The sequence below is a fragment of the Bradyrhizobium rifense genome (assembly GCF_008123425.1).
Classification (GTDB): Bacteria; Pseudomonadota; Alphaproteobacteria; order Rhizobiales; family Xanthobacteraceae; genus Bradyrhizobium; species Bradyrhizobium rifense.
In genome coordinates, this window is sequence record NZ_VSSS01000016.1 from 126206 (window position 1) to 152550 (window position 26345).

Consider the following 26345-nt stretch of genomic DNA (forward strand, 5'->3'; position numbering starts at 1 on the left):
CATCATGTGGGTTGCTGCCGGTCAGCGGCATCGTCATTTGGCTTGCGTTCCTTCGTTGCCGAGAAATACGCGAGGATTTCAGCGGCGTTTCCAAGGACCGCGGCGCTGCGCATGGCCGCCGTGCGCTTGTCTCCTGACGGCATCTCGCGAGCCCTGCCAAGGGCGTCGATCGCCCTGGAATTGAGCTCGGAAGCCAACGACGGCTGAATTGAATCCAATGAGCTGCTTGCCTGATCCGATGGCGAAGGCGCGCCGAAGCCGACTACCATTGAATCAGCATCGAAGCGGCGACCAACAGCACAAAGAAGACGGGTAGCAATACCGGAGGTACGAGCCACGCGCGAAGACTGAATCCAGGGGAATCCGACATATAAGCCGCCTTTTGGTCGCGGCGGGAGCCATTGCTCTCAGTCACCGATAACAGCCGAGGGGCGCGCGGTGATGCCCTCGATATAGTGACCTTTTGCCGAATAGCGAGGCCCGGCAAAAACTATTTGCCACGATAAGCATCGAACCGGGTTGTAACCCGGTTGCCAAATCATCATCTGAAGCAAGCGCAAACGCGTCGTTCCACCGTCTCTTCCGTCGCCGAAGGGCTTTCCGACGCCAGATTTTGTCGGCGTCTCGACGAAGCGTCCGTGTTCTTGACCTACGCAAGCCGAGTTTCGCCACCCAACGTGCCCTGGTTCAAACGGCGTCAATGCCGGCGCGCGGCACCTGCAAATTGATCGGCCCGAACCATGATTGATTTTCCAAATCACAGCCGCTCCTATGATCGAACGCGGCGCGCCGTGCGGTTTTGGGGACACGACAGCGCCATCGAGGCCTCATTTTTCATCGAGGAAGGCGCATTGAAGCGGCTCCAGCCGAACGGCGATTCCAACGAATTGGGCTTTCTGGATGCGTTTGATTGCCACCGCGACCTGATATGTGCTGCCGCTGCCAAGGCCTATGTCCGCGGCAGCAGGGGCTCTTACAATTTGGTCGCGGGAGATTTTTGAGCGATCCGTTCGGGCGTAGCTTGAGTTGGCAACCCCGCCATTGAATCCGCGTTTCTAGCTCGCCCAGTTCTCGCGGAACTCCGGGAAGAGCGTGAGACCGCCGCAGGCGTAGATGGTTTGCCCGGTGATGTAGCTCGCATCGTCCGAGGCGAGGAAGGCGAATACGGCGGCGATCTCTTCTGGGGCTCCGACGCGCCCGAGCGGGATGTGGCTCGCGACGTTGGCCCGCTTTTCAGCCTCGCCGGTCCAGGCCGCGTTGATCGGCGTGTCGATCGCGCCGGGACCGACCGCGTTGACGCGGATGCCGCGTCCGGCGAATTCCAGCGCCAGCGTGCGGGTCAGATTGGCCATGCCGCCCTTGCTGATCGAATAAGCGAGATAGCCCGGCTTCGGAACGATCTGGTGCACGCTGGAGCAGTTGATGATGCTGCCGCCTCCGCCGCGCGCGTCGAAATGCGCCAGCGCCTTCTGCGCGCAGAGCACGGCGCCATTGAGATTGACATCGATGATGCGGCGATAGGTTTCGATGTCGAGCGCCTCGCTCGGCGATTCGCGCTGGAAGCCGGCATTGTTGACGAGACAGTCGAGGCGCTTCCAGCGTGCCAGGATCGTTTCGAACATCGCAGCCACCTCCAGGTCATCGCTGACGTCTGCCTTGACGATGACATGGTCGAGCTTGCCGTGGCCGCGATCGCCCGATCCCGTCCTTGCGAGCGCAAGCGTCTCCTCCGCCTTCTCGGGGTGATCGACATAATTGATGGCGACGGTCGCGCCTTCCTGGGCGAGCCTGACAGCAACGGCGCGGCCGATGCCCTGGGATGCACCGGTCACCAGCGCATATCGGCCGACGAGGCGTGAGGGAAAGGCGGTTGAGAGGTCGGTGTGTGGCATGAGCTTTCTCCGGGATGCCTCGTTATGGACGGAACCGGTGTTTTGTTCCATCCCTCAGTGCATCCCTGGGATTCATTTGGCGCGGCGCGCGATCGGTGAGGTCAGGATCTGGTAGAGAATGATGGCGCCGAAGGTAGCGGTGCCGATCCCGCCAATGGTGAACGCGCCGAATTTCAGCGTGAGATCGCCGGCGCCTGCGGTCAGCGCCACGGCGACAGTGATGAGGTTCGCCGGGTTGGCGAAATCGACCTTGTTCTCGACCCAGATCCGACCCGCCATCGCCGCGATCAATCCGAACAGCACGATCGAGAGGCCGCCGATGACGGGACCGGGGATCGACAGGATCAGCGCGCCGAATTTCGGCGAGAAGCCGAGCAGGACCGAAACTGTCGCGGCGAACGCAAACAGCAGCGTCGAATAGACCTTCGTCGCCGCCATGACGCCGATGTTCTCGGCGTAAGTTGTGACGCCGGTGCCGCCGCCGCAGGCGGCCACGATCGTCGCGAGGCTGTCGGCGAACAGCGCACGGCCGAGATAGCCATCGAGGCTCCTACCGGTCATGGCGCCGACGGCCTTGATGTGACCGAGGTTCTCGGCGACGAGAATGACCGCAACCGGCGCGATCAGAAAGATCGCATCGGCATGGAAGGTCGGCGTCGTGAAGTTCGGCAGGCCGAACCACGGCGCGGCCGAGAGCTGCATGAAGTCGATCGGCTTGCCGAAGCCGAGGCCGTTCGCGAACAGCAGATACAAAAAATATCCGCCGATCGCGCCGAGGATGATCGGCAGGCGGCGCCACAGGCCCGGGGCGGCCACGGCGACCACGCCGATGATCAGAACGGTGGCGAGCCCGATCCAGGTCTCGAACGCGTTGGCGCTCACCGCCTTGACCGCCACGGGCGCAAGGTTGAGGCCGATCGCGGCGACCACGGCACCGGTGACGGCCGGCGGCATCAAGCGCTCGACCCAACCGATCCCCGACCACATCACGACCAGCGCGATCACACCATACAACACACCGGCCGCGACGATGCCGCCGAGCGCAACCGACAGGTTCGGATTCGGCCCATGCCCGGCATAGCCGGTGGCGGCGAGGACAACGGCGATGAAGGCGAAGCTCGAGCCGAGATAGCTCGGCACGCGGCCCGCGACGATGACGAAGAAGATCAGCGTGCCGACGCCGGAGAACAGGACCGCAACATTGGGATCGAACCCCATCAGCAGCGGCGCGATGATCGTCGACCCCGACATTGCAACGCAATGCTGGAGACCGGAGACGATGGTCTGGCCCCATGACAGCCGCTCCTCGGGCATGATGACGCCCGAGGTCTTCAGCGTCCAACGCGGAAAATAGCTAAGCGCCTGCTCGTCCGAGCCCGTTGCGTTCGACATGTTCCCCCCGTTGCGGTGCAGCGATTGATCTTCGTGCGATCCGACAAAAATGTGATTGTTGCTTATGCGGCGAACATCACATGATGTGAATCATGCAAGATCAATGCGTTCCGGGGCAAGCAATATGACACAAGTGGCGATCCAGTCAGCCGTCCACCGCCGGCACCAGCCCTGGTACAAGATCCTCTACATCCAGGTCCTGATCGCGATCGCACTCGGCGTTCTCATCGGCTATTTCTTTCCCGATCTCGGCAAGGAACTGAAGCCGCTCGGCGACGCCTTCATCGCGCTGATCAAGATGATGATCGCGCCGGTGATCTTCTGCACCGTGGTCCACGGCATCTCCTCGATGGGCGACCTCAAGCGCGTCGGCCGGGTCGGGCTGAAGTCGCTGATCTATTTCGAGATGGTCTCGACCGTCGCGCTCGCGATGGGCCTGCTCGTTGGAGAGATCCTCCAGCCGGGACATGGCTTCAACATCGACCCCGCGACGATCGACCCGAAGTCGGTCGCGACCTACGTCACCAAGGCCAAGGAAGATGGCATCATCGCCCATTTGATGGGGATCATCCCCGATAGCTATGTGGGCGCGATCGCACGCGGCGACCTGCTCCAGGTGCTCTTGATCTCGATCCTCTCCGGCTTCGCCATCGCCTTCCTCGGCAAGGCCGGCGAGCCGATCGCGGACGCCATCGACAAGGCCGCCAAGATGTTCTTCGGCATCATCCGCATCATCGTGCGCGTGGCGCCGATCGGCGCCTTCGGCGCAATGGCGTTCACCGTCGGCGCCTACGGCCTCGGCTCACTGCTCAACCTCGCCGCCCTGATCGGCACGTTCTATCTGACCAGCATCCTGTTCGTACTGATCGTGCTGGGCTCGATCGCCAGGCTCGCCGGCTTCTCGATCCTGCGCTTCATCGCCTACATCAAGGACGAGCTTCTGATCGTGCTCGGCACCTCCTCGTCGGAGACAGTGCTGCCGCAGATGATCCAGAAGATGGAGCATCTCGGCGCCTCGCGCTCGGTGGTCGGCCTGGTCATCCCGACCGGCTACAGCTTCAACCTCGACGGCACCAACATCTACATGACGCTTGCGACGCTGTTCCTTGCGCAGGCAACCAACACCCATCTGACCATCTGGCAGGAGCTCGGCATTCTGGGCATTGCCATGATCACCTCGAAGGGCGCATCCGGCGTGACCGGCGCTGGCTTCATCACCCTCGCCGCGACACTCTCGATCGTGCCTGATATTCCGATCCAGTCGATCGCGATCCTGGTCGGCATCGACAAGTTCATGAGCGAGTGCCGCGCGCTGACCAATCTCATCGGTAACGGCGTCGCCTGCGTCGTCATCAGCATCTCGGAAGGAGAGCTCGACCGCGACGCGCTCCATGAAACCATGGCGCATCCGCTGGAGATGGGCGAAGCGCTGGAGCCCGGCGGCGGCGCGTAGCGCACCACTCGACGCCACGTGGATTCCGGTTCCGTTGCGGTAGTTTCCCGGAGTGGTCAATTGGTGCAGCACGCGTCACAACAACGGTGTTGGGATCACCGATTGATACTCATTCATTCCACCCGACGCGCTGGGGGCAGAGCGTCGGGTTTTTGAAAGATTGCAGCAGGATCTGCGGGGCGGGATCAGATGATCCCGCCGTTGGCGCGCAGCACCTGCCCATTGATCCAGCCACCATCGGGGCCAGTGAGGAACGAGACCGCGGCGGCGACGTCCGTTGGCTGACCGAGCCGCTCCAGCGGCGCGAGCTTGGCAAGGCGATCGATCAACTCGCCCGACTTGCCGTCGAGGAACAGTTTTGTGGCCGTCGGTCCCGGCGCGACCGCGTTCACCGTGATGTTGCGGCCACGGAGCTCCTTGGCGAGCACATGGGTCAAGGCCTCGACCGCTGCCTTGGTCGCGGCATAGATGCCATAGGTCGGAAACAGAGAGCCGGCCTGGCTTGACGAAAGATTGACGATGCGACCGCCATTGCGCAGCCGGCGCGCCGCCTCGCGCAGTGTGTTGAAGCTGCCCTTCAGATTGATCGCGATCTGGCTGTCGAAGATTGCATCGTCGGCCTCGGCAACTGCCGCCAGCCGCATCACGCCGGCATTGTTGACGAGCACGTCGACGCCACCGAACGCGCTCTCCGCCGCGTCGAACATCCGCGTCACCGCGGCGGGGTCGCTAACGTCGGCCTGGGCGGTGATGGCCCGGCCACCGGCCTGCGCGATCTTGGCGGCCAGTGCCTCCGCTTCAGCCGCGCTGCCGGCATAATTGATGACAACGGCAAAGCCGTCGCCGGCGAGCCGTTCGGCGATTGCAGCCCCGATGCCGCGCGAGCCCCCGGTGACTATGGCGACTTTTTTGCTTGCGTTGGACATTTGCCTTCTCCGTGGTTCCCGGCCGCTGCTTGCGGCTGACACGGAAGGATTTGCCCCTTTTCCTGCAAAAGATAATCAGCCGGCGGCCGGTATCATTGTTCCGGCTGGCCGAACAATTCGGTGGCGAGATCGAGCCGCCGTGTGACCCCGATCGCCTCAAGGAACGCCTCGTCATGGCTGACGACGAGCAGCGCGCCATCATAGGCCTTCAAGCCGGCTTCCATGGCCTCGATCGAGTCGAGGTCCAGATGATTGGTCGGCTCGTCCAGGATCAGCAATGACGGCGGCATCGATCCGCCCAGCACGCAGGCGAGCCCCGCGCGAAACAATTGCCCGCCGCTCAGGCTGCCGACGATCTGCAGGGCCGCATCGGCGCGAAACATGAAGCGCGCCAGCGCGGCATGGCATTTGTTGGCACCCGCCCTTGGATTGAGGCGCGCGAAATTGTCCAGGATCGAGATCGCGGGATCGAGCAGGCTGACTTTCTGATCGAACAGTGCGAAGTCCGGCCTGACCCGCACGGTGCCCGCGACGGGGCGAAGCTCGCCCGCGATGAGCTTCAACAACGTCGTCTTGCCGGAGCCATTCGGCCCAACAATCGCAACGCGCTCCGGCCCAACGATGGCGAGCGATAGGTCGCGTAGGATCGGCCGCTCCGGCTGATAGCCCGCACTGACGCGATCGAGCCAGACCACCTCCCTCCCTGCCGGCAACTGCGTCGAGGGCAGCTTTACCGACAGCGGCTGGAGGATCTCGATGCGCCGGCGTGCGGTGTCGACCGCATCAAGCGCCTCCGCGCGGCGTCGTTCTGCGATCTGCGCAGCCTTGCCGCCGCTGTCCTCGCTGCGATCCCGACGTGCGCCGGCGAGAATACGCGGCATGTCGCCCTTGGCGCGCTTCTTCTTGCCGCTGCTGTCCTTGCTCGCCTTGCGCTCGGCCGCCTCCTGCGCCTTGCCGTCGATCTCGGACAGATGCTTCTCGGCATGCGCGAGGTCGCGCCTGACGGCCGCGAGCTCGACAGCCTTCTGCGCGCGGTAGCTGCTCCAATTGCCGCCATATCTCATAGCGCCAAGCGAGGTCAGCTCGACGATGGCGTCCATCGTCTCGAGCAGGGCGCGGTCATGGCTGACGACGATCGCGCCGCCACGCCAGGCGGCCAGGAGATCAATCACGGCACGGCGCCCGTCCCGATCGAGATTGTTGGTGGGCTCGTCCAGCAGCAGGAAGTCCGGCTCGGCAAAGAGCAGCGCGGCAAGACGAACGCGCGTGACCTGCCCGCCCGACAAGCGGTCCAATTCCGTGTCGGGGTCGATATCGAAGCCAACGCGGGCCAGGGCCGATGCGAGCCGCGTCTCGAGAGCCCAGTCGACATCGGCGACATCCTCGGCCGAGGCCTCACCACGCTCGGCCCGGCGCAACAGGTCCAGGGCATCGCGCACGCCGAAGAGGTCGACGACCACAGCACCCGCGCGGAGCTGGGCGTCCTGGCGCAGGAGCCCAACGGTGCCGTTGGCGATCACACGCCCCGACTGCGGAACGTGCTCGCCCGTGATCGCAGCGAGCAGAGTCGTCTTGCCGACGCCATTGCGGCCGACAAGACCGGCTCGCTCAGTGCCGATGGTCAGATCGATGTTGGAGAGAAGCGAGCGGCCGTCAGGCGTGGACAGCGACAGGTGCGACAGGATGATTGAAGCAGGCATGGAATTCCCCGTGAGCAATGCGGATCGGCGTTGCGGTCGGGGTAAAATCCATGGTTGCGAATATCCTTGTTGAGCATCTGCTCATAATCCCGCTGCGCGGCAAGATCAAGCCGTGTCCTCTGCGAGGCCCTCAATGCCTCACGACTAAGCGGCCAGCCTGTCGAACTGGACCTTGCCAGCCTTCATCACCAGCGGAATGTGCTCGCCCTGGCCGAGCAGGCAGGAGACGTCACGGAGCGGGTTGCCGTCGATCACCAGCAGATCCGCAAGCGCCTCGGGCACGATCCGGCCGAGCTTGCCCTCCATACCGAGCACCTCGGCACCGACCAGTGTCGCGCTGGCGATGACCTCGCGCGCGCCCTGAATTTCGGCGCGGATGCGGAATTCATCGCTCTGGAGGCGCTGCGACGGTCCAAGCAGATCGCTGCCATAGCCCATCTTCACCCCGGCCTTGCGATAGATCTCGAGCGAGCGCAGGCCGGCATCGCGGACGTCGGCGATCTTGGCAACGCTCTCCGGCGGCAGACCGTATTGCGCGCCCTCATTGGCAAGGGCTTCATAGGTCACGAGCGTCGGCACCACATAGGCGCCCTTCTCGGCCATCAGGCGCGCGGTCGGTTCGTCGACGAGATTGCCGTGCTCGATGGTGCGCACGCCGCAGCGAACCGCGCGCGCGATCGCCGCTGCGGTATAGGCATGGGCGAGCACATAGGTCTGGCGGCCCTGCGCCTCCTCGACGATGGCGCGGATTTCGTCCTCGGAGTAGCCGAAGGCGCCGACCGGATCGGTCGGAGAGGCAACCCCGCCGGACGCCATGATCTTGATCTGGTCGGCGCCCATCTGCAGCTCCTCGCGCACCGCCTTGCGTACGCCGTCGACACCGTCGGCAACACGCCCCAACGCACCGACGCGCACGCAGCAGGGGCAGGCCGTATCGCTGGCGAGGTAATCCGACCGCGCCCGCATGTCGGCGTGGCCGCCTGTCTGGCTCAGCGCACGACCGGACACGAACAGCCGCGGACCGTCGGTCAGACCGGTCTCGATCGCCTGCTTCATCGCGTGGCCGGCGCCGCCGGCGTCGCGGACGGTCGTAAAGCCCCGCCGCAGCATGCCACGCAGCAGAAGCGTCGAGCGCAGCGTCACCAGCACGTTGGGAATGTGGACCTGCTGCGCCAGATTGAGCTCGATCGCGATGGTGTGAACATGAAGATCAATCAGGCCGGGCATCAGCGTCTTGCCCTTCAGATCGATGGTTCGATCGGCGGTGACATTGATCGGCTGATCCGAGACCTCCTTGATCAGATTGTCCTCGACCAGCACGTCATGGCCCGTCAGCAACTCCGGCTGGAGCGGGTCAAGCAGGGCGGCGTTCTTGAAGAGGATGCTGGGCATGGTGGTTTCCTGTCAGGGCGCCGGCGCAAGCAGTGCCGGCAATGTAAGCTGGGCAAAGGGGAGACAGGCAGCGACGTCGTCCTCGTCGTACCAGCCCGCCTCGTGCAGCAGATTGAGCGAGCCGAGCGTGCGTCCGCGCCAGCGCACGGGCATGTTGAGCACGCTCGCGCAGCCAAGCGAGGCAATCAGTTCGTGGTCGGAAAATACGTTGCGCAAATCGTCCTGCGTGCGGCCGATATAGGCCTCGCCGCGGTCGAGCACGGCCTCGGTCCACGGACCCGGCGCCAGGCGCTTGCGTCCGCCCGCGGGATAGGGTCCGGGAAGGTTGGAATAGACCCGTGCCGCTTCGCCGCTGGCGTCGTCGTACGTCAGGATCGTGAACAGCTTGTGCCCGATCGCCGACTTCACGGCCTGGTCGAGCGCTGCGAACAACGCATTCGGCTGATCCACGCTGCTCTGCGCTGCCGCGACGGCGCAAAGCCAGGGATCAGCCTTCGATTTGGTCCGCGTCATGCAACTTCGCCCGCCGCGATCTCTTCCAGCGACCGGCCGCGCGTCGGCACGCCCATCAGCACGACGGTGACCGCCCCCAGCAGCAGCACGGTGGTGGTGACGCCGAACACGCCGGCGAAGCCGAAATTGGGATAGAGGTAGCCAACCAGGATCGGCGACACGATCGCACCGATGCGGCCGATCGCGGAAGCAAGCCCGGCACCGGTCGTCCTGACCGGCGTCGGGAACACCTCAGCGGTGTAGGCATAAACGCCGGCATAGGTGCCGTTCATGAACAGTGACAGGAAGATTCCCGCGACCATGATCTGCTGGTCGCTCTGCGCGAAAGCGAGGCCGAGCGCGCTGGCGCCGCCGAGCACCATGTAGGTCGCGATCGTCGCCTGCCGCCCGATGCGCTCGTTGAAATACGCGGCGCTGAAATAGCCGGGAATCTGCGCGCAATAGATCGCGATCGAATAGCCAAAACTCTTGGTGATGCTCATGCCGTTCTGGACCAGCAGGCCCGGGATCCAGACGAAGAAGGAATAATAGCTGAAGGTGATCGCGAGCCACATGATCCAGGTCATGATGGTGATGCGCGCCTGCCGGGCAGCCAGAAGCGCTGCGAAATTAGCGAGCAGCGTTCCGCCCGTCCCGGTCGGTGCCGTGGCTTCGACAACTGGCTGCGGCAGGACAAGGCCCTCGCGCGCAAAGCGCGCCTCGATCCTGTCGAGCACGGCCTCGGCTTCCTTCTCCCGTCCGCGGCTCTCGAGCCAGCGCGGCGATTCCGGAAGGGCCCGACGCCACCACAACAGCATGACGACCGGCACCGCCGTGATCACCAGTACGATGCGCCAGCCGTTATCATAGGCGGGCACGATGAAGTAGCCGAGCAAGGCCGCCGCGACGAAGCCGAAGGAGAAGAAGCCGGCCAGCGCGCCGGTAAAGCTGCCGCGGTAACGCCGCGCCACGAACTCCGCCAGATAGGGCGCGATGATCGCGCTCTCCGCGCCGGTGCCCATGCCGGCGACGACGCGTGCAGCGAAGAAGGCCGACCAGCTATCGACCATCGCGCTGACGATGGACGCCGCGCAGTAGAGCGCCAGCGCCGACATCATCACTGCACGGCGCCCGATCAGGTCACCGAGCGTTCCTGCGAACAGGGCGCCAAACAGGAAGCCGATATAGGTGCTGCTGCCGAGCACGCCGATCTGGACGCTCGACAAATTCCATGCCGTGCGCAGCACCGGCAGGATGAAGGCCAGCACCGCCGCATCCATCGCGTCGAACGTGTAGCCGAGCCCGCCCATCAGCAGGAGATGCGCGTGGAAGCGCGCGAACGGAAGGCGCTCGATGCGCGCCGATATCATCGACATGAAAGTCCCCCTCGATTTTCACGGGCCCGGCGCGCCGCTCGGGAGGGAACCATAGACAAAGCGACATTATCGTCATAATTTATAATCTTGATCTTATATATCACCATGGTGAATGTTTGTCGTTCCGCGCGCTCGACCTCAACCTGCTGAAAGTCTTCGAGGCGCTGATGACCGAGGGCAGCGTCACGCGCGCCGCCAGCGCGCTGACGATGACGCAGCCCGCCGTCAGCAACGCACTCGCACGCCTGCGCGACTCGCTCGGAGATCCCCTGTTCGTACGATCGGGCACTGGCATCCGTCCCACTCAGCGCGCCGTGGTGCTGTGGGAGCCGATCGGCGAGGCGCTGGAGAGCGTGCGTGGCGCGCTCGACGAGCAGGTGTTCGATCCCGGCCGCGCCCAGACCGAGTTCACCCTGTCGATGTCGGACTATGTGGCCGCGCTGGTCATGCCGGACCTGCTGAACCATCTCGGCAAGGTCGCGCCGAAGTCGCGCGTCCACACCGTTCCCAACACCATCGTGGAGATCGCCGACCAGCTCGAGGACAACAGGGTCGACTGTGTCTTGAGCGTCTATGTCAACGAGGCGCAGCAGCCGGCCGCCATCCGCTCGCGCTCGCTATGGACCGTCGACTATGCCTGCTTCATGCGGCGCGGCCACCCGCTTGCCGCGGGGAAGCGGCTGGGCACGCGCGCATTTCTCAACGCCCGACATATCGATGTGAGCCTCGCAGGCAAGACGCTGCCATCCTACGACCTCTTCCTCGCCTCTCGCGGGCTGTCGCGCAATCTGGTGGCGACCGTCAACCATTACAGCGCCGCCTACGAGACCGTGCGTCAGTCCGATCTCATTGCGGTGCTGCCGCGCGATCTCCGCTCCGAGTCCCGCCACGCACCGTTCCTGCATGCGATGCCGCTTCCGCTCCAGGCGCCGCCGCGCATCGTCAGCCTGTTCTGGCACCAGCGCAACGATACCGTTCCCGCGCAGCGCTGGCTGCGCGAGACCCTGGTCGGGATGTTCGCCCAATCTGACTGACCGGATCAGCCCTTGAGCGCGGTGACGACGACCTCGATCAGCGCACCGCCACCGAGATCGGCGACGCCGACGGTGGCGCGGGTCGGCAGATTGTCGCCGAAGAACTCGGTCCAGGCCGCATCCATCTCCTTCTTCCTGGAGAGATCCGTGACGAAGATCGAGGCGCTGACGACCTGGCTCTTGTCGGTGCCGGCTTCCTTCAGGTAACCGGCGATCTTGCCGAGGATGTTGCGGGTCTGCTCACCCATCGAGACCGAAGTGTCGTCGGCGATGGTGCCGCCGACAAAGACGAAGCCGTTGGCTTCGACAGCGCGGTGCATGATGGGCGTGCGGATGCTGCGGGTGATGCTCATGATGTTCCCTTGTTCCTAGAGCGTTGAAGGATGGAAGCGGTCGATGCCGAGCTCGCTGACGCGGGTCTGGGTGCCGCCATTGACGATCAGCTCCGCCATCACGGCGCCGGCGCCGGGACCAAGCTGGAAGCCGTGCAAAGAGAAGCCGAACTGGTGATAGAGACCCTTGTGGCGGCTGCTCGGCCCGAACACGGGAATGTCGTCCTTCATCTTCGCCTCGATGCCGGCCCAGGCGCGGACGATGGTGGCGCTGCGCATTACCGGAAACAGCTCGAACACGGTGCGCGCGCTGGTCGCGAGACTCCTCCAGTCCAGCACCGTCTCGTTGCGGTCCTGATAGGGCGTCGCCAGATGGCCGCCGCCGATCAGCACGGTGCCGTTCTTGAACTGCTTGAAAGAGAGCTTGCGGCCGCGCAGGATCACGACGGGGTCGATGAAGTGCGGCACGCGCGATGTGATCATCAGCATCGGCGCCACGGTCTCGACCGGCACCGGCTCGCCAAGCGCAGCCGCGATCTTGCCGGCCCAGGCGCCGGCGGCGTTGACGAGCACCGGCGCGGCGAAGGTTTCAGTACCGACATCGACGTGCCAGAGGCCGTCGCTGTAGCGGATGTTGCTGGCCGCCACGCCCTCGCGCACGGTCGCGCCGAGTTGCTCGGCCTTGCGCCGAAACGCGGTCGTCGTCTGCGCCGGATTGGCCGCGCCGTCGCGGCGCGAAACCACGCCACCAGGACAGGTTTCGGCGACCGCAGGCACGAGTCGACGCAGCTCGGTCGCGTCGATCAGTTCTTCATGGGTAAAGCCGAGTGCGTTGAGTTCGGCGACGCGCGCGCGGCAAACGGCGAGCTCCTCCTCGTTTTCGGCGACCAGCACCTGGCCGTAACTCTCAAAGCTGCAATCGTCGTCGAGGAGACCCTTGATCTTTTCCCAGATGCCCATCGAGCGGATCGACAGCGGAATCTCGGGAATGTGCCGCGCGAGCTGGCGGACGCCGCCGGCATTGACGCCGGAGGCGTGGCGGCCGGCATAGTCCTTCTCGATCAGCACCGGCTTCAGGCCGGCGAGGCACAGATGCAGCGCGGTCGAGCATCCGTGGATGCCGCCGCCGACGACGATCGCATCCACGTTTCTCGTCATCCGCGCACCACGGCCTTGACGTCGGCCTCGCTCTTCGGAACGGCGGCAAGCTCGGCGAGCGTAATCGGCTTCACCGGCGCGCGCAGCCGGTAATAACCGATCTCCTGCGGGGTCTTAGCCCGGGCCTGCGCCATCAGCTCGGTGACGGTGAGGCCGCAGAGCCGGCCCTGACACGGGCCCATGCCGGTGCGGCGATAGGCCTTGAGCTGGTTCGGCCCGGTTGCGCCGATCGCAACGGAATCGAGAACGTCCTTTGCGGTGACCTCCTCGCAGCGGCAGACGATGGTGTCGCCCGCGGGAATGCGGAAGTGCGGCGACGGGCGGAACAACGTGTCGAGGAAGACGCGGCCGCGCTCAGCCTTGGCGAGATCGGTGCGAAGCGTCGCCATGGGCGCGAGCTTCGCAGCGGCGGCGGGCGCCAGTGCTTCCACCGCCGAGCGCGCCGCGATGCGGCCGCGGACCACAGCAGCGTTCGCGCCGCCGATGCCGGCGCCGTCGCCGGCGATCGCGATTCCCGCGACCGAAGAATTGCCGCTCGCGTCGAGCACAGGCGACCAGCACAGCTGCAAATCGTCCCAGCGATGCTCAACGTCTGCGGACATCGCAAGGTTGACGTTGGGAACGACGCCCTGATGCAGCAGCAGGAGATCGGCAGGGATGATCTCGCGCTTGCCGCCGGCGACATAGCTCACGCTCGTGAGTTGACCATCGTCAGCCGCAGAGAGCTCGGTGACGCCGGAGACGACCTGCACTTTCGCTTTCACCTCGCGCATCATCGACAGGCCCTTGGTGAAATAGGGCGAGGTCAGAAAGGCGAAAGCGTGCGGGAGCGCGGCGAAATAATTGCTTCGCTCGGTGGTGTCGAGGATGCGGTCGATGCGGCCGCCGAGGCGCAATATCTGCGCGGCGAGCAACCAGAGCAGCGGCCCCTGTCCCGCAATCACCGTGCGGCCATCCGGAACCAGCGCCGACGATTTCAGCATGGTCTGCGCGGCGCCTGCCGTCATCACGCCCGGCAATGTCCAGCCGGGAATCGGAAACGGCCGCTCCAGCGCGCCGGTCGCGAGGATGACGCGCTTTGCCTTGACGAAGGCCGAGGCGCCACCGATCGAGACGGCGATGTCGAGGTTGCGATCGAGGCTCCAGACCGTGGCACGGTGGATGACCTCGGCGCTGCTCGCGCGGAGCGACTGCACGAGATCGGCGCCAACCCAATAGTCGGCACCAAGTTGACTGCGCTCGGTCACCGGCGTGGACGCAATGGCACGAAACACCTGCCCGCCGGGACCGATATTCTCGTCGAGCAGCAGCGTCGTGAGACCTGCTTCGGCGGATGTCGCGGCGGCCGCGAGGCCCGCGGGCCCGGCGCCGATCACCACGACGTCATAATCTTCGCGCTTGGGAGCCCCAGTCATCTTCCGATCTCCCGCTTGCCCTTCTGGATTTCCACCTGCATGCCCTCGGCGACGGGTACGAGGCAGCCCTGGCGATTGCCGACGCCGTCGATGGTGACGAGGCAGTCGAAGCACACGCCCATCATGCAATAGGGCAGACGCGGCGCGCCGCTCACTGCAGTCGACCGGCGCACGTCGCGGCTCGATGCCAGCAGTGCGGCGGAGACGGTGTCGCCCTGGCGCGCCGCGACGGCAACGCCGTCGACGAATATCTGCACCTGTGGGCGTTTGTCCTGTTCGGATCGTCTAAACATGGGATGCCTCATGGCTCCTTAAAAATCTCTAGTAGCCGCTGTTGTTCGCCGCGCCCGCGCCGCCAAAGCGGCTCGCGGAGAACGCGCCGACCAGCTCCGGCTCGAGCGCGCCTTGCGCGACCATGCGCGCGATCTCGAAAGCGTGGTTGGAGGCGAGCGTGACGCCGGAATGGCAGCACGCGACGAAGGCGCCGGGATGCGTCTCCGACTGGTCGTAGATCGGAAAGCCGTCCTGCGGCATGACGCGGATGCCGGCCCAGCTTCGGACCACGTTGAGCCGCGACAAATGCGGGAACATGCGCTGCGCGCGATCGGTCATCACTGCGCTGATCGAATGCTTCAGCGCACGGTCGTCGAGTTCGTCTTCCTTGCTGTCGCCGATCATCACCGTGCCCTCGTCGGTCTGGCGGATCGTGGTCAGCGGATGCGGCAGGAACGGCATGGTGCGCTCGGTGACCACGATCTGGCCGCGGGTCGGGCCCATCGGCGCGTAGAGACCGACCATCGGCGCGAGCGTCTGGTTGGCATTGCCGGCGGCGAGCACGATTTTGGCGGCGCGAAGCTCGCCCTTCGGCGTGGTCAGGCGGAATTCGCCGCCGCTCTTGCTGATCGCCGAAACCGGCTGCTCCGGGAGATAATCGATGCCGAATTCCCTGAAGCCGGTGTGGAAGGCGCGAAAGGTGCGCAGCGAATTGACGTGGCCATCGAGCGGACAATAGCTGCCGCCCGAAACCTCCGGTCCGATCAACGGGAGCGACTTCTTCACCTCGGAGGCAGACAGCATCTCCATCTTGTAGTCAGCCGCCCCCGTCTGGTTGTGCATGCGCTTGACCAGTTCGGTGCGCTGACCGAATTCGTCGTCGCCGAGCGTGAGATGGAAGCCGCCGTTCTGCTGGAGCGACACATCGAGGCCCGTCTGTTGCTTCAACTCGGACGCCAGCCGGGCCCACGCTTGCGACGCCTGCACGGTCCAGACCGTATAAGCCGGCATGCCAAGGCCCTTGCTCTGCACCCAGACCAGCGCAAAATTCGCACGCGAGGCGCGCTTGGTGATGTCGCCTTCGTCGAGCACGGCCACACTCTTGCCGAGCCGGCCGAGGCCCCAGGCAATGGCGGAGCCGAGCAGTCCGCCGCCGACGACGGCGACGTCATAGTCTTTGGGCATAGGTTCTCCTATCGTCCCGTGTCGCCCTTGCCGGCGAGCACGCGGTCGAGCCCGTAGAAGCGGTCGAGCAGAATGAGGGCGGTCATGGTGATCGCGATCACGCAGGCCGAGACCGACGTCACCAGCGGATCAATGTTGTCCTGAATATAAAGGAACATGCGCACCGGCAACGTCTCGGTGCCGGGTGCTGCAAGGAAGACGGTCATGGTGAGATCGTCAAAGGACTGGATGAAGGCCAGCGCCCAGCCGCTGATGACGCCGGGCAGGATCAACGGCAAGGTCACACGGCGAAACAGCGTCCAGCCGCCGGCGCCGAGCGAGACCGCAGCCATCTCGACCGTGCGGTCCATGCCTGTTGCAGCCGCCAGCGTCAGCCGTAGCGCGAACGGGAACACGATGATGACATGCGCGATGATCAGCGCCGCAAAACTGCCGCCAAGCCCGGCCGAGGTGAAGAAGCGCAGGAAGGCGATGCCGAGCACGACATGCGGGATCATCAGCGGCGACAGGAACAGCGCCGCCAGCGCATCGCGCCCGCGGAAGCGATAGCGCGCGATGGCGAGCGCCGCCGGCACCGCGAACAGCAGCGCCACGAAGGACGACAGCGCGCCGAGCCCAAGGCTGACCCAGAAGGCATGGATGAACTCGGGATAGTTGCCGATCGCCCTGAACCAGCGCAGCGAAAAGCCGTTGGTCGGCAGCGACAGAAAACCTTCGGGCGTGAACGCAACAAGGCAGACGACCAGGATCGGTGCCACCATGACAATGACGAAGATGGTGTGGAAGATCAGCGCGAGCGGGCCGTTCCGTCTCATCGGAACACCTCGGCATAGCGGCGTTCGATCAGCGCGTTGCTGCCGACGACGATCAGTACCAGCGCGACCAATAGCAGCGTGGCGACGGCCGCGCCAAGCGGCCAGTTCAGCGTGTTGAGGAACTCATCATAAGCAAGCGTCGCGGCGACCTTGAGCCGGCGGCCACCAATGATCGCGGGCGTTGCGAAGGCGCTGGCCGAGAGCGAGAACACGATGATCGCGCCCGACAGCACACCCGGCATGATCTGCGGCATGATGATACGACGGATGATGGTGATGGGGCCCGCGCCGAGCGACATCGCGGCATTCTCGATCTGCGGATCGAGCCGCTGCAGCGCGGCCCACACCGAGAGCACCATGAACGGCATCATGACATGCGCGAGCGCGACCACCATGCCGGTTTCGGTGAACATGAAGGGGATGGGGAAGCGGATTACGCCTGCCGACATCAGCAGCTTGTTGACGAGGCCGTTATTGCCGCCGAACAGCAGCGCCCAGCCGAGCGTGCGCGCCACCACGGAGATCAGCAGCGGCCCGAGGATCACGAGCAGGAAAAAGCTCTTCCAGCGGCCGCTCATGCGGTTGAGGATGTAGGCCTCGGGCGCACCAAGCAGAGCGGTGAGCAACGTGGTCAGGATCGCAATGCGAAAGGTCCGCCAGAACATTTCGGCGTAATAGGGATCAGTCGCGATCTCCTTCCAGTTCTTCAGAATGAAGACAGGCTCAATGCCCTTGTACTGGCCCCAATCGTGGAACGACAGCATCACGGTCATCGCCAGCGGAATCAGCAGCACGCCGACGAACAGCATCAGGGCAGGCGCCGTCAGCGCCCACGGCGCGCGCGCGTTGCGTTCCTCTGCGGCCGCGCTCATGCGACGGTCCTCGCACGCACGCTCATGTCCTCGGGCCGCCAGGTGAGGCGAACGGCCTCGCCTTCAGTCGGCTGCGGTTGACCGTCATTCTGACGGATCACGATCGCCGGACCGCATTCGCTGTCGCACTGGAACAGCCAGTGATTGCCCTGGAAGATCCGGGTGACGATCTTTGCGCCGAGACCCGCATCGCCAAAGCCGATTCTTTCAGGACGAATGCTGACGGTGACAGGGCCGCTGAGACCGGCCGGCGCCGGCGCGCTCCAGGAGCCCACCACCAACAGCGCCGGGGTCGCAGTCCGATCGATCGCCCCGGCAAAATCGTTGGTCTTGCCCAAAAACTGCGAGACGAAGGCCGAGGCCGGCTTCTCATACGTCTCCTGCGGCGTGCCGATCTGTTCGATCTTGCCCTGGCTCATGACCACGATGCGGTCGGACAGCGACATCGCCTCGTTCTGGTCGTGGGTGACGAGGATCGTGGTGGTGCCGATGGTGCGCTGGATCTGACGCAGCTCGATCTGCATCTCCTCGCGCAGCTTTGCGTCGAGGTTGGACAACGGCTCGTCGAGCAGCAGCACGCTCGGCTTGATCACCAGCGCACGCGCCAGCGCCACGCGCTGCTGCTGGCCGCCTGACATCCGGCGCGGATGGCGGTCCTCGTAACCGGCGAGACCCACCATTGCGAGCGCAGCACGAACGCGTTCGGCCCTGTCAGCGCGCGACACGTTGCGCATCTCCAGACCGAACGCGACGTTCTCCGCCGCCGTCATGTGCGGAAACAGCGCGTAGCTCTGGAACACGATGCCGAGCCCGCGCTTGGCCGGATGGATCGCGGTCAGGTCCTTGTCCTCGAGGCGGATCGCACCGCGCGTGGGATCGAGGAAGCCCGCGATCATCTGCAACGTCGTGGTCTTGCCGCAGCCGGAGGGGCCAAGGAAGGAGATGAACTCCCCCTTGCCCACCGCGAGACTGAAGTCGTCGACCACAGTCTGCGCGCCGAACTGCTTGGCGACCCCTTCGAGCTCAAGAAAGGCCATACGCTGTCTCCGCTACGTACGATCAGATCAGCGCTCGACCTCGCGATTCCAGCGCTTGGTCCACTCCTCGCGCTTGTCGTTGATGACGGTCCAGTCCGGATTGTAGAGCTTTGCCGCGCGCTCGCCGACCGGGGCCATCTTGCCGAGCTCCGGCGGCACCACCAGCGATTTCAGCACCGGGCCGTAGCCGTAGTCCTTCAGCATCACGAGCTGGATTTTGGGATCGAGCAGCATCTTGACGAAGTTTGAGGCGAGAGGCGAGGCGTTGGGCTTGGCGATCGGACAGGCCGTCGTCAGCAGCGTTGCCGCGCCTTCCTTCGGGTAGACGAAATCGACGGGGAAGCCGGTGTTGGCGAAGCTCTGCACGCGGCCGGTGCCCCACACCGCGATGACGGCCTGGCCGGACTGGAACAGCTCGGTCATCTTGCCCGGCGACGGCTCATAGGCGAGCACGTTCGGATTGATCTGCTCCTTGAAGATCTTGAAGCCGGAATCGACGTTGGCCTCGCCGCCGCCGTTCATCTTCGACAGCATCACCAGCGCCTCTAAGCCGTAGGTGTTGTTGATCGGCGGGATCACGAGCTGTTTTGCGTACTTCGTGTCCTTCAGATCATTCCACGAGGTCGGCGGCGCCCAGCCTTTCTCGGCAAACACCTTGGTGTTGTACATCAAGCCGGTGGCAACAATGCCGATCGCGACGGCGCGATCGTCCTTGAAGCGCGCGGTGTCGTAGAGATCGGCGGCCGGCAGGCCCTCGAGCTTGCCGCAGAAGCCGAGCTGGATCGCCTGGTACATCGGGCCATCGTCGACGATGGCGACGTCAATCTGCTGATTGCCCTTCTGCGCCTGGAGTTTTGCCAGCGTGTCGGTGGAATTGCCGGCGACGTATTCGACCTTGACGCCGTTCTCCTTCTCGAAGGCCGGGATCACCTCATCGCGGATGGTCTTCTCGAACGAGCCGCCGTAGCCGGCGACATAGAGCGTTTTCTGCTGGGCCGAGGCGACCGACGGGACGGCGACGAGCGCCGCGATGCTGACCGCTGTCAGAAGGCGAAAAGTCTTCATGTGGACCGATCTCCAATACCGGAATGAGGTGACGTGCCGACAAATCTCTGGCTGAAGCGCCTTCCGCATTTACTTCCGCGCAATCCCCCTCTCCAACCAGGGCTCCGGCCCCCGCTCGGCAGGTTTTGGCGCGATTCGGAGGTTTGAACCCCTCCAATCTGCCGAAAAAGCGGGCTGTCTCCAGTCCTGATGAAAAAGATCGCAAACCCGAGCTTCCATCGTCCAATGAATAATGGCACCCTCTGCATGCTCAAATGTTATGAATGGAATCTGGGATGGCGCGGATCAATTCGCGGCAGGTGGAGGCCTTCCGCGCGACGATGCTGACCGGCAGCGTCACCGAGGCGGCGGCGCTGATGACCGTCACGCAGCCGGCGGTGAGCCGGTTGCTGCGCGACCTCCAGGCGCTGCTGAAAATGGAGCTGTTCGAACGGCGCGGCACTGGTCTCGTGCCGACGGCGGCGGCGATGGCGCTCTATACCGAAGTGGAGCGCTCCTTTGTCGGCCTCGAGCGCATCACCGCCGCAGCCGAGGAAATCCGCGGCCGCCGCACAGGCTCGCTGCGGATCGCGGCGCTGCCGGCGCTGTCGAATGGCTATCTGCCCCGGCTCACGGGTCACTTCCTCAAGGAGCGCCCGAATCTCAACCTCGCCTTCTTCGGCGTGATCTCGCCGATCGTGGTCGACTGGGTGCTGAACAATCAGTGTGACGTCGGCTTTGCCGAGGTGCCGATCGCGCATTCCGGCCTGCCGAGCCAGAAGCTTCCCGCCCCTGCACGCGTCGCGGTGCTGCCGACGGGTCATCGCCTCGCGGAAAAAGAAGTGCTGGAGCCGCGCGACTTCGAGGGCGAGACGTTCATCTCGCTGTCTTCGGGCACGTCGAGCCGGCATCTCGTTGACCAGGTCTTCCACCGCCACGATGTCCGCCGCGTGCTGCGGGTGGAGACCACGCTGTCGGAGATCATGTGCGGCATGGTGTCGTCCGGGCTTGGCGTCGCAATCTGCGATCCCTTCACCGCGCAGGAATTTTCGACCCGCGGCGTCGTCGTGCGCCGCTTCCTGCCGCGCATCGATTTCGAATTCTCCGCCGTCTTTCCCGCGCAGCGCAGCCCCTCGCCGGTGGCGCTCGATCTGGTCGAGACCATGCGGAAGTCGCTCGCCGAGTTTGACAGCTAGCCGTTAAACGCGGCCTGCGCCTCCGGCAGGTCCCAGATCTTGCCGATCCCGGCGGTGCCGGCAGCTGTGATCGCCGCCTCGTCCGCGCCGAGATAGCGTCCCTCATCAACCAGCACGCGTCCATCGACCATGACCTGATCGATATTGGCGCGGTTGGCGAGTGCGATCAGCGCGCGGCGCGGATCGAACAATGGCTGAAGATGCGGATGGGTGAGATCGACGACGGTGAGATCGGCGGTGGCGCCCGGCTCGATGCGGCCGAGGTCCGGGCGCTTGATGACATCGGCGGCAACAGCTGTGTTCGCCTCGATCAGCTCGGGCGAGTTGGCGACATCGGCGCGCTGCGAGGTGACCTTGGAGATCAGCGACGCTGCGTTGAGCTCGCCAAGCAGGTCCATGTTGTAGCCGTCGGTGCCGACCACCGTACGCACGCCGTGCTCCGCAAACCGGCTGAAGGCCGCCGTCACGCCGGCACGCGCGAACACGCGCGGGCAATTGAGCACGGTCATGCCGCGCGCGGCCATCAGCTTCAGATCGTCGTCGCTGCTGAACATGCAGTGCGCTGCCATGAGATCGGGTGCGAGCAGGCCGAGCCAGTCCAGATATTGCGCCGGCGTGCGGCCACCATAGCGCTTGCCGATGGTCTCGACCTCGGCGCGGCTCTGCGCCATGTGCGTCGTGATGGGCACGCCGAGCTCACGCGCCCGCGCGGCGCAGGCCTTCAGCAGATCGGGACCGCAGGTGTCGGTGGCGTGCGGGCTCATCGCGAGAGAGATGCGGCCGTCGCCGCGATTGTTCCAGCGCTGGTAGAGCGCGTCCCATGTCGCCATGTCGGCGGTGCCGTCGTCGCCGGAATAGCGCACCACGCCGTCGGGGCCGGCCTTGGCGTCCGACGTCGAGAACAGATAAGGCGCGCCGTAGAAGCGGATGCCCATCTCTTCTGCCGCGTCGAACATCTCGGGGATCGAATTCCTGAACGGCTCCATCACGGTGGTGGCGCCGCCCTTGAGGAGCTGGAGGATGCCGAGCCGCGCGACCGCGAGACGCTCTTCCGCCGACAGGATATCGGCGCCGCGTTTGGTCAGCGGCAGCAGCACCGTGTAGACGATGCTCTGGTTGTTCTTGCGGCCGTTGCCGTCCTCGCTGTGGCTGCGCGCCACCGCTTCGGAGAAGCAGTGATTGTGCAGATTGAGCAGGCCCGGCAGAACGAAGCGGCCGGGGCGGTCGTAGACTTGATCCGCGCTCGGCTTGTCGCGCGTGACCGCGGCGATCTTCTTGCCTTCAACCAGAACCCAATGGTCGCGCAACACGTCCTGCGCGCCGTCCTTGCGTGACAGTACATAGCTGCCGAAGATTGCTGTGGTGCTCATGCGGGGCGTACGTTCCAGAAGACTGCGGTGCCGTCGAGAATGCCGGTGATGGCTTTGCGATAGGCGGTTGGCTGCTTGTACAGGCCGATTGGAATATAGGGGATTTCCTCGAAGGCGACTGCCTGGATCTCGCGGCAGATGCGCTGCTGCTCGGCAAGCTCTGACGCCGCCAGCCACTGGCTGCGCAAGGGCGCCATCTTCTCGCTCGCATACCAGCCGGCGACCTTGCCTTCGCCGCGGATGTTGGTGTTGCCGGCCGGGTTGAGCCAGTCGATGCCCTGCCAATTGCCGACCGCAGCACTCCAGCCGCCCTGCCCGATCGGCTCCTTCTTGAGCTGACGCTGCAGCACGGCGGCAAAATCGAGCCCGGCATATTCGACGTTCATGCCGGCCTTGCGCAAGCTATCGACCGCGATCTCGCCGAGCGGCTTCTGCGCCAGCGAATTGGTGGGCACGAGCACCACGATCTTCTCGCCATTGTAACCGGCGGCCTTCAGGTCGGCCTTGACCTTGTCGTAGTTGCGCGGACCGCGGAACACGTCGAGGCCAACCTCGCTCGCCATCGGCGTACCCGGCGCGAAAAAGCCAATTGGCGAGACCTGGAACGCCGGGTCGGTGCCGGCCACCGCCGTCATGAACGCGGACTGATCGATCGCGCCGAGCAGCGCACGGCGAACGGCAGGATTGTCGAACGGCGGCTGCAGATGATTGAGGCGCAGCATGCAGGCGTAGCCGCGGGGATCGAGGATACGCGTCTCGATGTCGCCGGCGGCCTTGATGATCGGCAACAGATCGTGCGGCGTGGTTTCCTGCCAGTCCTGCTCGCCGGTCTGGAGCGCGGCAACGCCGGTGCCGGCATCGGGCGTGGTGGTCCAGACCACGCGGTCGTAGTGAACGATCTTCGGTCCCGCGGTCCAATCCGGCTTGCCGTCGGTGCGCGGCTGATAGCGCTCGAATTTGGCATAGGCGTTGCGGGCGCCTTGCACGCGCTCGTCGGCGAGATAGCGGAACGGACCGCTGCCGATGACTTCGGTCAACGGCTTGAACGGGTCCTGGCTCGCCAGCCGCTCCGGCATCATGAAGCAGGGATTGATCGCGGCCTTGCCGAGCGCCTGCGGCAGCAGCGGGAACGGACGCTTGAGACGGAAACGGATGGTGCGGTCGTCCGCAGCTGACAGCTCGGCGGTCGCTTCCATCAGCTCGCCGCCGAAGCCATCGCGCGCGGCCCAGCGGCGGATGCTTGCGACGCAGTCGCGCGCGAGCACACGCTCGCCGTCATGCCAGAACAGGCCGTCGCGCAAGCTGAGGTCCCATTGCAGCCCGTCGCCGGAGATGGCCTGCCCCGACAGCATCTGCGGCGAGACCTGGAGCGCGGAGCTCATGCCATAGAGCGTGTCGTAGACCATGAAGCCGTGGTTTCGCGAGACCTGCGCGGTTGAATAGATGGGATCGACGAAGGCGAGGTCGATGACAGGAATGAAGCGCAGCGTGCTCTGGGATTCGGCGCGGACGATGCCCGGCATCGAAAGCGCCGGCACGGTTGCGGCGGCCTTGAGGAGCGAGCGACGGGAGATGGGCATTACAAAAGGCTCCTGAAGATATCCTAGGTATTCAACAAGACCGCGCCGATCGCAGCCGCGACCGCCTGCTGCGCCGGTTCGACCACGGGCACGCCGATCGCTTCCGCAATCGCCGCGCGATGCGACGCCATGCCGGCACAGCCCATCACCACGACATCGGCGCGACACTGCGTGACCAGCGCGCGGCCGGCGTCGATCAACCGCCCGCGGATGTCCGCGCCCGCCGTCTCCGCCGCGCTTGCGCCGACCGACCAGCTTCCGGCATAGCGGCTGTCGATACCCATCACCCGCGCCATCCGCTGCTGCCTGCGGATGCTCGACGGCGACAGCGCGATGATTCCAAAACGTTCGCCCAGCATCAGCGCGCGAAAGATGCCGCATTCGGCGATGCCCAGCACCGGCCGACCGCCGGCCGCCTCGCGCACCGCATGCAGGCCGGGATCGCTGAAGCAGGCGAGCACGAACGCATCCGCATCGTCACCCGTGACGCGATTGACCAGCGGCATCACCACGCCATCGGCATCGCGCTGCGAGTTGATGCCGGGCGGCCCCTCGGCGAGGCCGACCACCTCGATGTCAGGGCCGCCGGCGATGCGCAGCGGCGCCACCGCATCATCGATCGCCGCCGTCACCGACGCCGAGGAGTTGGGGTTGATGACGAGGATGCGGCGACGGGTCATGGCATGGCTCAACGGTTGGCGGCCTCGTGGCGCAGGAAGTTTTCAGCGATCTTCTCGCCGGTGGTAATCCAGACGTCCGGGCAGGATTTTGCGTAGACCAGGAACTCGCGCAGCAGGCGCAGCCGCATCGGACGGCCGCTGCATTGCGGATGCAGCACGGTCGTCACCATCGCGCCCCAGTCCCTGGTTTCGTCGAGCTCGTCCTTCCAGATCGAAAGCACATGCTCCTTGGGGAAGATCGAGCGCGGGCTGAAGCGCGCCGAGAGGCCGTGCATCCAGTCGTCATAGCTCGCAGTCACCGGTAGCTCGATCGTGCCTGGCTTGCCGTCAGCGAGACGATGACGATAGGGCCGCACGTCGTCGCGGAACGAGGACGTGTAGACGATGCCGTGACGCACCAGTGCTGCGCGCAGCTCCTCAGTGAATTCGCCGTAAGGAGCCCGATAGCCGGTCGGCCTGACGCCGAGCCGACGCTTCAGCGCCTCGAAACCGCGCTCAAGCTCGTCCTCGATCCAGGGATCACCGGGATCGGGCAGCAGATGGTGATAGCCGTGATGGCCGATCTCGTGGCCGGCCTTGAGGATCGACTCCGCCATCGCCGGATGCGCATCAACCGACCATCCCGTGACGAAGAACGTCGCCTTGAGATCGAGCTGGTCGAGCAGCTCGAGCAATTTCGGCGTGCCGACGCGCGCCTCATAGCCGCCATAGCTCATCGTGATGAGCCGCTGGGCGTGCACTGCGTCCTTGCTGGTCCACGCGCTCTCCGCGTCGACGTCGAACGACAGGAACATCGCCGACTTGTACGGCTTCGGCCAAGGATAGTCCGGGGCGGGATCCGCGGTGTTGGCTGGGGTGAGCGGGATGCTCTGAAGTGCCTTACTGTCCAGCATTGATGGTCGCCTTTTCGAGTGCGTTGTCCGTCAGTTTCCATTTGGCAAGCAGGGTCTTGTAGCTGCCGTCGGCGATCAGCGCGTCGACAGCTTCGAGCATGGCCTGCGCAAGCGCCTTTTCCTTGACCGGAATGGCGATGCCGGTGAATTGCTGCGAGATGGGCGTACCGACCGGCGCATAGGCGCCGGGCTCGAGGTCCATGATGTAGGGCAGCGTCTCGTTGCCCTGCACGGCGGCATCGATGCGGCCCTGCTTGAGCTGGGTGCGGGCATCGGCCGAGCCGTCGGTGCCGACGAAGACGATCGGAGCGCTGCCGCAGTTCTTCTCGCTCCAGGCCGCGATCTCGCCCGGAAACTTGGTGCGGCGGCTGGCGCCGACCTTCTTGCCGCAGAGCGCGGCCATGTCCTTGAACTCGGCCGCACGCGACTGCTGCACGAAGAAATTCGGGCCACTCTTGAGATAATCGACGAAAGACGCGGTCTCGTGCCGGCTCGCATAATCGGTGAAGCCGGAGAGAATCGCATCGACACGACCGGTCGAAATCGACGGCATGAATTGGTCGAAGCTCGTCTCCTGCCATTCGATCTTGACGCCAAGCTTGCGGCCGATGGCTTCACCGAGATCGATGTCGAAGCCGGCGAGCGCGTTGGTGGCGGGATCGCGGAACTCCATCGGTGGATAGTTCGGTACGAGCGCCACCTTGATGCTGCCGCGCTTGGCGATCTCCGGTGGCAACTCGATCGCCCAAGCCTGAACACTTAGAGCCGAAACGGTCATGACACCGAACAGCGCCGCCGCAACCAAAACTCTCTTCATCAACACGCCCCCAATTTTTAT

At 64.8% G+C, this 26345-nt stretch carries 26 protein-coding genes; 4 read left to right on the top strand and 22 right to left on the bottom strand.

The window, feature by feature from the left end; all coding sequences use genetic code 11:
• Positions 1 to 2 precede the first annotated feature (2 nt).
• Positions 3 to 338, bottom strand: a complete 336-nt coding sequence (locus tag FXB40_RS10035) for a hypothetical protein (RefSeq protein WP_246207489.1) — start codon at positions 336 to 338, stop codon at positions 3 to 5.
• 402 nt (positions 339 to 740) lie between these two features.
• Here FXB40_RS10035 and FXB40_RS10040 point away from each other — a divergent pair, with 402 nt between their 5' ends.
• Entirely contained in the window at positions 741 to 1001 is a 261-nt protein-coding gene (locus FXB40_RS10040) for a DUF1488 family protein (protein WP_148772042.1), read from the top strand.
• Between the two features lie 54 nt (positions 1002 to 1055).
• On the opposite strand, the gene FXB40_RS10045 is transcribed toward FXB40_RS10040, so the two are convergent.
• Together FXB40_RS10045 and FXB40_RS10050 are read right to left on the bottom strand one after the other, a co-directional pair.
• On the bottom strand, positions 1056 to 1892 hold the full coding sequence (locus FXB40_RS10045; protein ID WP_148772043.1) for an SDR family oxidoreductase: 837 nt from the start codon (positions 1890 to 1892) through the stop codon (positions 1056 to 1058).
• 72 nt (positions 1893 to 1964) lie between these two features.
• Complete coding sequence (locus tag FXB40_RS10050) at positions 1965 to 3284, bottom strand: solute carrier family 23 protein (protein ID WP_148772044.1); 1320 nt, start codon at positions 3282 to 3284, stop codon at positions 1965 to 1967.
• Positions 3285 to 3408: 124 nt separating this feature from the next.
• Between FXB40_RS10050 and FXB40_RS10055 the strand changes: the two genes are divergently transcribed.
• The gene (locus tag FXB40_RS10055; RefSeq protein ID WP_148772045.1) at positions 3409 to 4737 is read left to right on the top strand and encodes a dicarboxylate/amino acid:cation symporter; all 1329 of its coding nucleotides are present in this window, start codon (positions 3409 to 3411) and stop codon (positions 4735 to 4737) included.
• Positions 4738 to 4922: 185 nt separating this feature from the next.
• Here the strand turns inward: FXB40_RS10055 and FXB40_RS10060 are convergent, their stop codons facing one another.
• From FXB40_RS10060 to FXB40_RS10080, 5 genes are all read right to left on the bottom strand, one after another.
• Positions 4923 to 5663 (bottom strand): SDR family oxidoreductase, encoded by a 741-nt coding sequence (locus FXB40_RS10060; protein WP_148772046.1) that lies wholly within the window; start codon positions 5661 to 5663, stop codon positions 4923 to 4925.
• A 92-nt stretch (positions 5664 to 5755) separates the two neighbouring features.
• On the bottom strand, positions 5756 to 7363 hold the full coding sequence (locus FXB40_RS10065; RefSeq protein ID WP_148772047.1) for an ABC-F family ATP-binding cassette domain-containing protein: 1608 nt from the start codon (positions 7361 to 7363) through the stop codon (positions 5756 to 5758).
• A 144-nt stretch (positions 7364 to 7507) separates the two neighbouring features.
• Entirely contained in the window at positions 7508 to 8755 is a 1248-nt protein-coding gene (locus tag FXB40_RS10070) for a metal-dependent hydrolase family protein (RefSeq protein ID WP_148772048.1), read from the bottom strand.
• A 12-nt stretch (positions 8756 to 8767) separates the two neighbouring features.
• Positions 8768 to 9268, bottom strand: a complete 501-nt coding sequence (locus FXB40_RS10075) for a GAF domain-containing protein (RefSeq protein ID WP_148772049.1) — start codon at positions 9266 to 9268, stop codon at positions 8768 to 8770.
• Positions 9265 to 10623 carry an MFS transporter gene (locus FXB40_RS10080; RefSeq protein ID WP_148772050.1) on the bottom strand — a complete coding sequence of 453 codons (1359 nt, stop codon included), beginning with the start codon at positions 10621 to 10623 and terminating at the stop codon, positions 9265 to 9267. Before FXB40_RS10080 ends, FXB40_RS10075 begins: the two co-directional genes overlap by 4 nt.
• 167 nt (positions 10624 to 10790) lie before the next feature.
• Between FXB40_RS10080 and FXB40_RS10085 the strand changes: the two genes are divergently transcribed.
• Complete coding sequence (locus FXB40_RS10085) at positions 10791 to 11657, top strand: LysR family transcriptional regulator (protein ID WP_347339754.1); 867 nt, start codon at positions 10791 to 10793, stop codon at positions 11655 to 11657.
• 5 nt (positions 11658 to 11662) lie between these two features.
• Here the strand turns inward: FXB40_RS10085 and FXB40_RS10090 are convergent, their stop codons facing one another.
• From FXB40_RS10090 to FXB40_RS10130, 9 genes are read right to left on the bottom strand one after another with little or no spacing between them, the layout of a single operon-like run.
• On the bottom strand, positions 11663 to 12010 hold the full coding sequence (locus FXB40_RS10090; RefSeq protein ID WP_148772052.1) for a RidA family protein: 348 nt from the start codon (positions 12008 to 12010) through the stop codon (positions 11663 to 11665).
• A 15-nt stretch (positions 12011 to 12025) separates the two neighbouring features.
• On the bottom strand, positions 12026 to 13147 hold the full coding sequence (locus tag FXB40_RS10095; protein WP_148772053.1) for an NAD(P)/FAD-dependent oxidoreductase: 1122 nt from the start codon (positions 13145 to 13147) through the stop codon (positions 12026 to 12028).
• Positions 13144 to 14562 carry an FAD/NAD(P)-dependent oxidoreductase gene (locus FXB40_RS10100; protein ID WP_148772054.1) on the bottom strand — a complete coding sequence of 473 codons (1419 nt, stop codon included), beginning with the start codon at positions 14560 to 14562 and terminating at the stop codon, positions 13144 to 13146. The genes FXB40_RS10095 and FXB40_RS10100 overlap by 4 nt, the downstream gene beginning before the upstream one ends.
• A complete protein-coding gene (locus FXB40_RS10105) occupies positions 14559 to 14855 on the bottom strand; it encodes a (2Fe-2S)-binding protein (protein WP_148772055.1) in 297 nt (98 codons plus the stop codon). The genes FXB40_RS10100 and FXB40_RS10105 overlap by 4 nt, the downstream gene beginning before the upstream one ends.
• A gap of 28 nt (positions 14856 to 14883) precedes the next feature.
• A complete protein-coding gene (locus FXB40_RS10110) occupies positions 14884 to 16020 on the bottom strand; it encodes an NAD(P)/FAD-dependent oxidoreductase (RefSeq protein ID WP_148772056.1) in 1137 nt (378 codons plus the stop codon).
• Between the two features lie 8 nt (positions 16021 to 16028).
• Positions 16029 to 16835, bottom strand: a complete 807-nt coding sequence (locus FXB40_RS10115) for an ABC transporter permease (RefSeq protein WP_014439756.1) — start codon at positions 16833 to 16835, stop codon at positions 16029 to 16031.
• Positions 16832 to 17707: an ABC transporter permease gene (locus FXB40_RS10120; RefSeq protein WP_148772057.1), complete on the bottom strand. Its 876-nt coding sequence runs from the start codon at positions 17705 to 17707 to the stop codon at positions 16832 to 16834. The genes FXB40_RS10115 and FXB40_RS10120 overlap by 4 nt, the downstream gene beginning before the upstream one ends.
• A complete protein-coding gene (locus FXB40_RS10125) occupies positions 17704 to 18744 on the bottom strand; it encodes an ABC transporter ATP-binding protein (RefSeq protein WP_148772058.1) in 1041 nt (346 codons plus the stop codon). The genes FXB40_RS10120 and FXB40_RS10125 overlap by 4 nt, the downstream gene beginning before the upstream one ends.
• Positions 18745 to 18771: 27 nt before the next feature.
• Entirely contained in the window at positions 18772 to 19809 is a 1038-nt protein-coding gene (locus tag FXB40_RS10130; RefSeq protein WP_148772059.1) for an ABC transporter substrate-binding protein, read from the bottom strand.
• Positions 19810 to 20084: 275 nt separating this feature from the next.
• Between FXB40_RS10130 and FXB40_RS10135 the strand changes: the two genes are divergently transcribed.
• Positions 20085 to 20984 carry a LysR substrate-binding domain-containing protein gene (locus FXB40_RS10135; RefSeq protein ID WP_148772060.1) on the top strand — a complete coding sequence of 300 codons (900 nt, stop codon included), beginning with the start codon at positions 20085 to 20087 and terminating at the stop codon, positions 20982 to 20984.
• Here FXB40_RS10135 and FXB40_RS10140 read toward each other — a convergent pair.
• The 5 genes from FXB40_RS10140 to FXB40_RS10160 are packed head-to-tail and all read right to left on the bottom strand — an operon-like array spanning position 20981 to position 26324.
• On the bottom strand, positions 20981 to 22354 hold the full coding sequence (locus FXB40_RS10140) for an amidohydrolase family protein (RefSeq protein WP_148772061.1): 1374 nt from the start codon (positions 22352 to 22354) through the stop codon (positions 20981 to 20983). The two genes, FXB40_RS10135 and FXB40_RS10140, sit on opposite strands and share 4 nt — an antisense overlap.
• Positions 22351 to 23934 carry an ABC transporter substrate-binding protein gene (locus FXB40_RS10145; protein WP_148772062.1) on the bottom strand — a complete coding sequence of 528 codons (1584 nt, stop codon included), beginning with the start codon at positions 23932 to 23934 and terminating at the stop codon, positions 22351 to 22353. Before FXB40_RS10145 ends, FXB40_RS10140 begins: the two co-directional genes overlap by 4 nt.
• Before the next feature lie 23 nt (positions 23935 to 23957).
• The gene (locus FXB40_RS10150; protein WP_148772063.1) at positions 23958 to 24614 is read right to left on the bottom strand and encodes an aspartate/glutamate racemase family protein; all 657 of its coding nucleotides are present in this window, start codon (positions 24612 to 24614) and stop codon (positions 23958 to 23960) included.
• Positions 24615 to 24622: 8 nt separating this feature from the next.
• Positions 24623 to 25507, bottom strand: a complete 885-nt coding sequence (locus FXB40_RS10155; protein WP_148772064.1) for a polysaccharide deacetylase family protein — start codon at positions 25505 to 25507, stop codon at positions 24623 to 24625.
• Positions 25494 to 26324, bottom strand: a complete 831-nt coding sequence (locus tag FXB40_RS10160; RefSeq protein ID WP_187436759.1) for an ABC transporter substrate-binding protein — start codon at positions 26322 to 26324, stop codon at positions 25494 to 25496. The genes FXB40_RS10155 and FXB40_RS10160 overlap by 14 nt, the downstream gene beginning before the upstream one ends.
• Between the last annotated feature and the right edge of the window lie 21 nt (positions 26325 to 26345).

Coding starts and splice junctions, on each gene's coding strand:
- FXB40_RS10040 (WP_148772042.1), top strand. CDS start 741: ATGATTGATTTTCCAAATCACAGCCGCTCCTATGATCGAACGCGGCGC.
- FXB40_RS10045 (WP_148772043.1), bottom strand. CDS start 1,892: ATGCCACACACCGACCTCTCAACCGCCTTTCCCTCACGCCTCGTCGGC.
- FXB40_RS10050 (WP_148772044.1), bottom strand. CDS start 3,284: ATGTCGAACGCAACGGGCTCGGACGAGCAGGCGCTTAGCTATTTTCCG.
- FXB40_RS10055 (WP_148772045.1), top strand. CDS start 3,409: ATGACACAAGTGGCGATCCAGTCAGCCGTCCACCGCCGGCACCAGCCC.
- FXB40_RS10060 (WP_148772046.1), bottom strand. CDS start 5,663: ATGTCCAACGCAAGCAAAAAAGTCGCCATAGTCACCGGGGGCTCGCGC.
- FXB40_RS10065 (WP_148772047.1), bottom strand. CDS start 7,363: ATGCCTGCTTCAATCATCCTGTCGCACCTGTCGCTGTCCACGCCTGAC.
- FXB40_RS10070 (WP_148772048.1), bottom strand. CDS start 8,755: ATGCCCAGCATCCTCTTCAAGAACGCCGCCCTGCTTGACCCGCTCCAG.
- FXB40_RS10075 (WP_148772049.1), bottom strand. CDS start 9,268: ATGACGCGGACCAAATCGAAGGCTGATCCCTGGCTTTGCGCCGTCGCG.
- FXB40_RS10080 (WP_148772050.1), bottom strand. CDS start 10,623: ATGTCGATGATATCGGCGCGCATCGAGCGCCTTCCGTTCGCGCGCTTC.
- FXB40_RS10085 (WP_347339754.1), top strand. CDS start 10,791: ATGACCGAGGGCAGCGTCACGCGCGCCGCCAGCGCGCTGACGATGACG.
- FXB40_RS10090 (WP_148772052.1), bottom strand. CDS start 12,010: ATGAGCATCACCCGCAGCATCCGCACGCCCATCATGCACCGCGCTGTC.
- FXB40_RS10095 (WP_148772053.1), bottom strand. CDS start 13,147: ATGACGAGAAACGTGGATGCGATCGTCGTCGGCGGCGGCATCCACGGA.
- FXB40_RS10100 (WP_148772054.1), bottom strand. CDS start 14,562: ATGACTGGGGCTCCCAAGCGCGAAGATTATGACGTCGTGGTGATCGGC.
- FXB40_RS10105 (WP_148772055.1), bottom strand. CDS start 14,855: ATGTTTAGACGATCCGAACAGGACAAACGCCCACAGGTGCAGATATTC.
- FXB40_RS10110 (WP_148772056.1), bottom strand. CDS start 16,020: ATGCCCAAAGACTATGACGTCGCCGTCGTCGGCGGCGGACTGCTCGGC.
- FXB40_RS10115 (WP_014439756.1), bottom strand. CDS start 16,835: ATGAGACGGAACGGCCCGCTCGCGCTGATCTTCCACACCATCTTCGTC.
- FXB40_RS10120 (WP_148772057.1), bottom strand. CDS start 17,707: ATGAGCGCGGCCGCAGAGGAACGCAACGCGCGCGCGCCGTGGGCGCTG.
- FXB40_RS10125 (WP_148772058.1), bottom strand. CDS start 18,744: ATGGCCTTTCTTGAGCTCGAAGGGGTCGCCAAGCAGTTCGGCGCGCAG.
- FXB40_RS10130 (WP_148772059.1), bottom strand. CDS start 19,809: ATGAAGACTTTTCGCCTTCTGACAGCGGTCAGCATCGCGGCGCTCGTC.
- FXB40_RS10135 (WP_148772060.1), top strand. CDS start 20,085: ATGGCGCGGATCAATTCGCGGCAGGTGGAGGCCTTCCGCGCGACGATG.
- FXB40_RS10140 (WP_148772061.1), bottom strand. CDS start 22,354: ATGAGCACCACAGCAATCTTCGGCAGCTATGTACTGTCACGCAAGGAC.
- FXB40_RS10145 (WP_148772062.1), bottom strand. CDS start 23,934: ATGCCCATCTCCCGTCGCTCGCTCCTCAAGGCCGCCGCAACCGTGCCG.
- FXB40_RS10150 (WP_148772063.1), bottom strand. CDS start 24,614: ATGACCCGTCGCCGCATCCTCGTCATCAACCCCAACTCCTCGGCGTCG.
- FXB40_RS10155 (WP_148772064.1), bottom strand. CDS start 25,507: ATGCTGGACAGTAAGGCACTTCAGAGCATCCCGCTCACCCCAGCCAAC.
- FXB40_RS10160 (WP_187436759.1), bottom strand. CDS start 26,324: ATGAAGAGAGTTTTGGTTGCGGCGGCGCTGTTCGGTGTCATGACCGTT.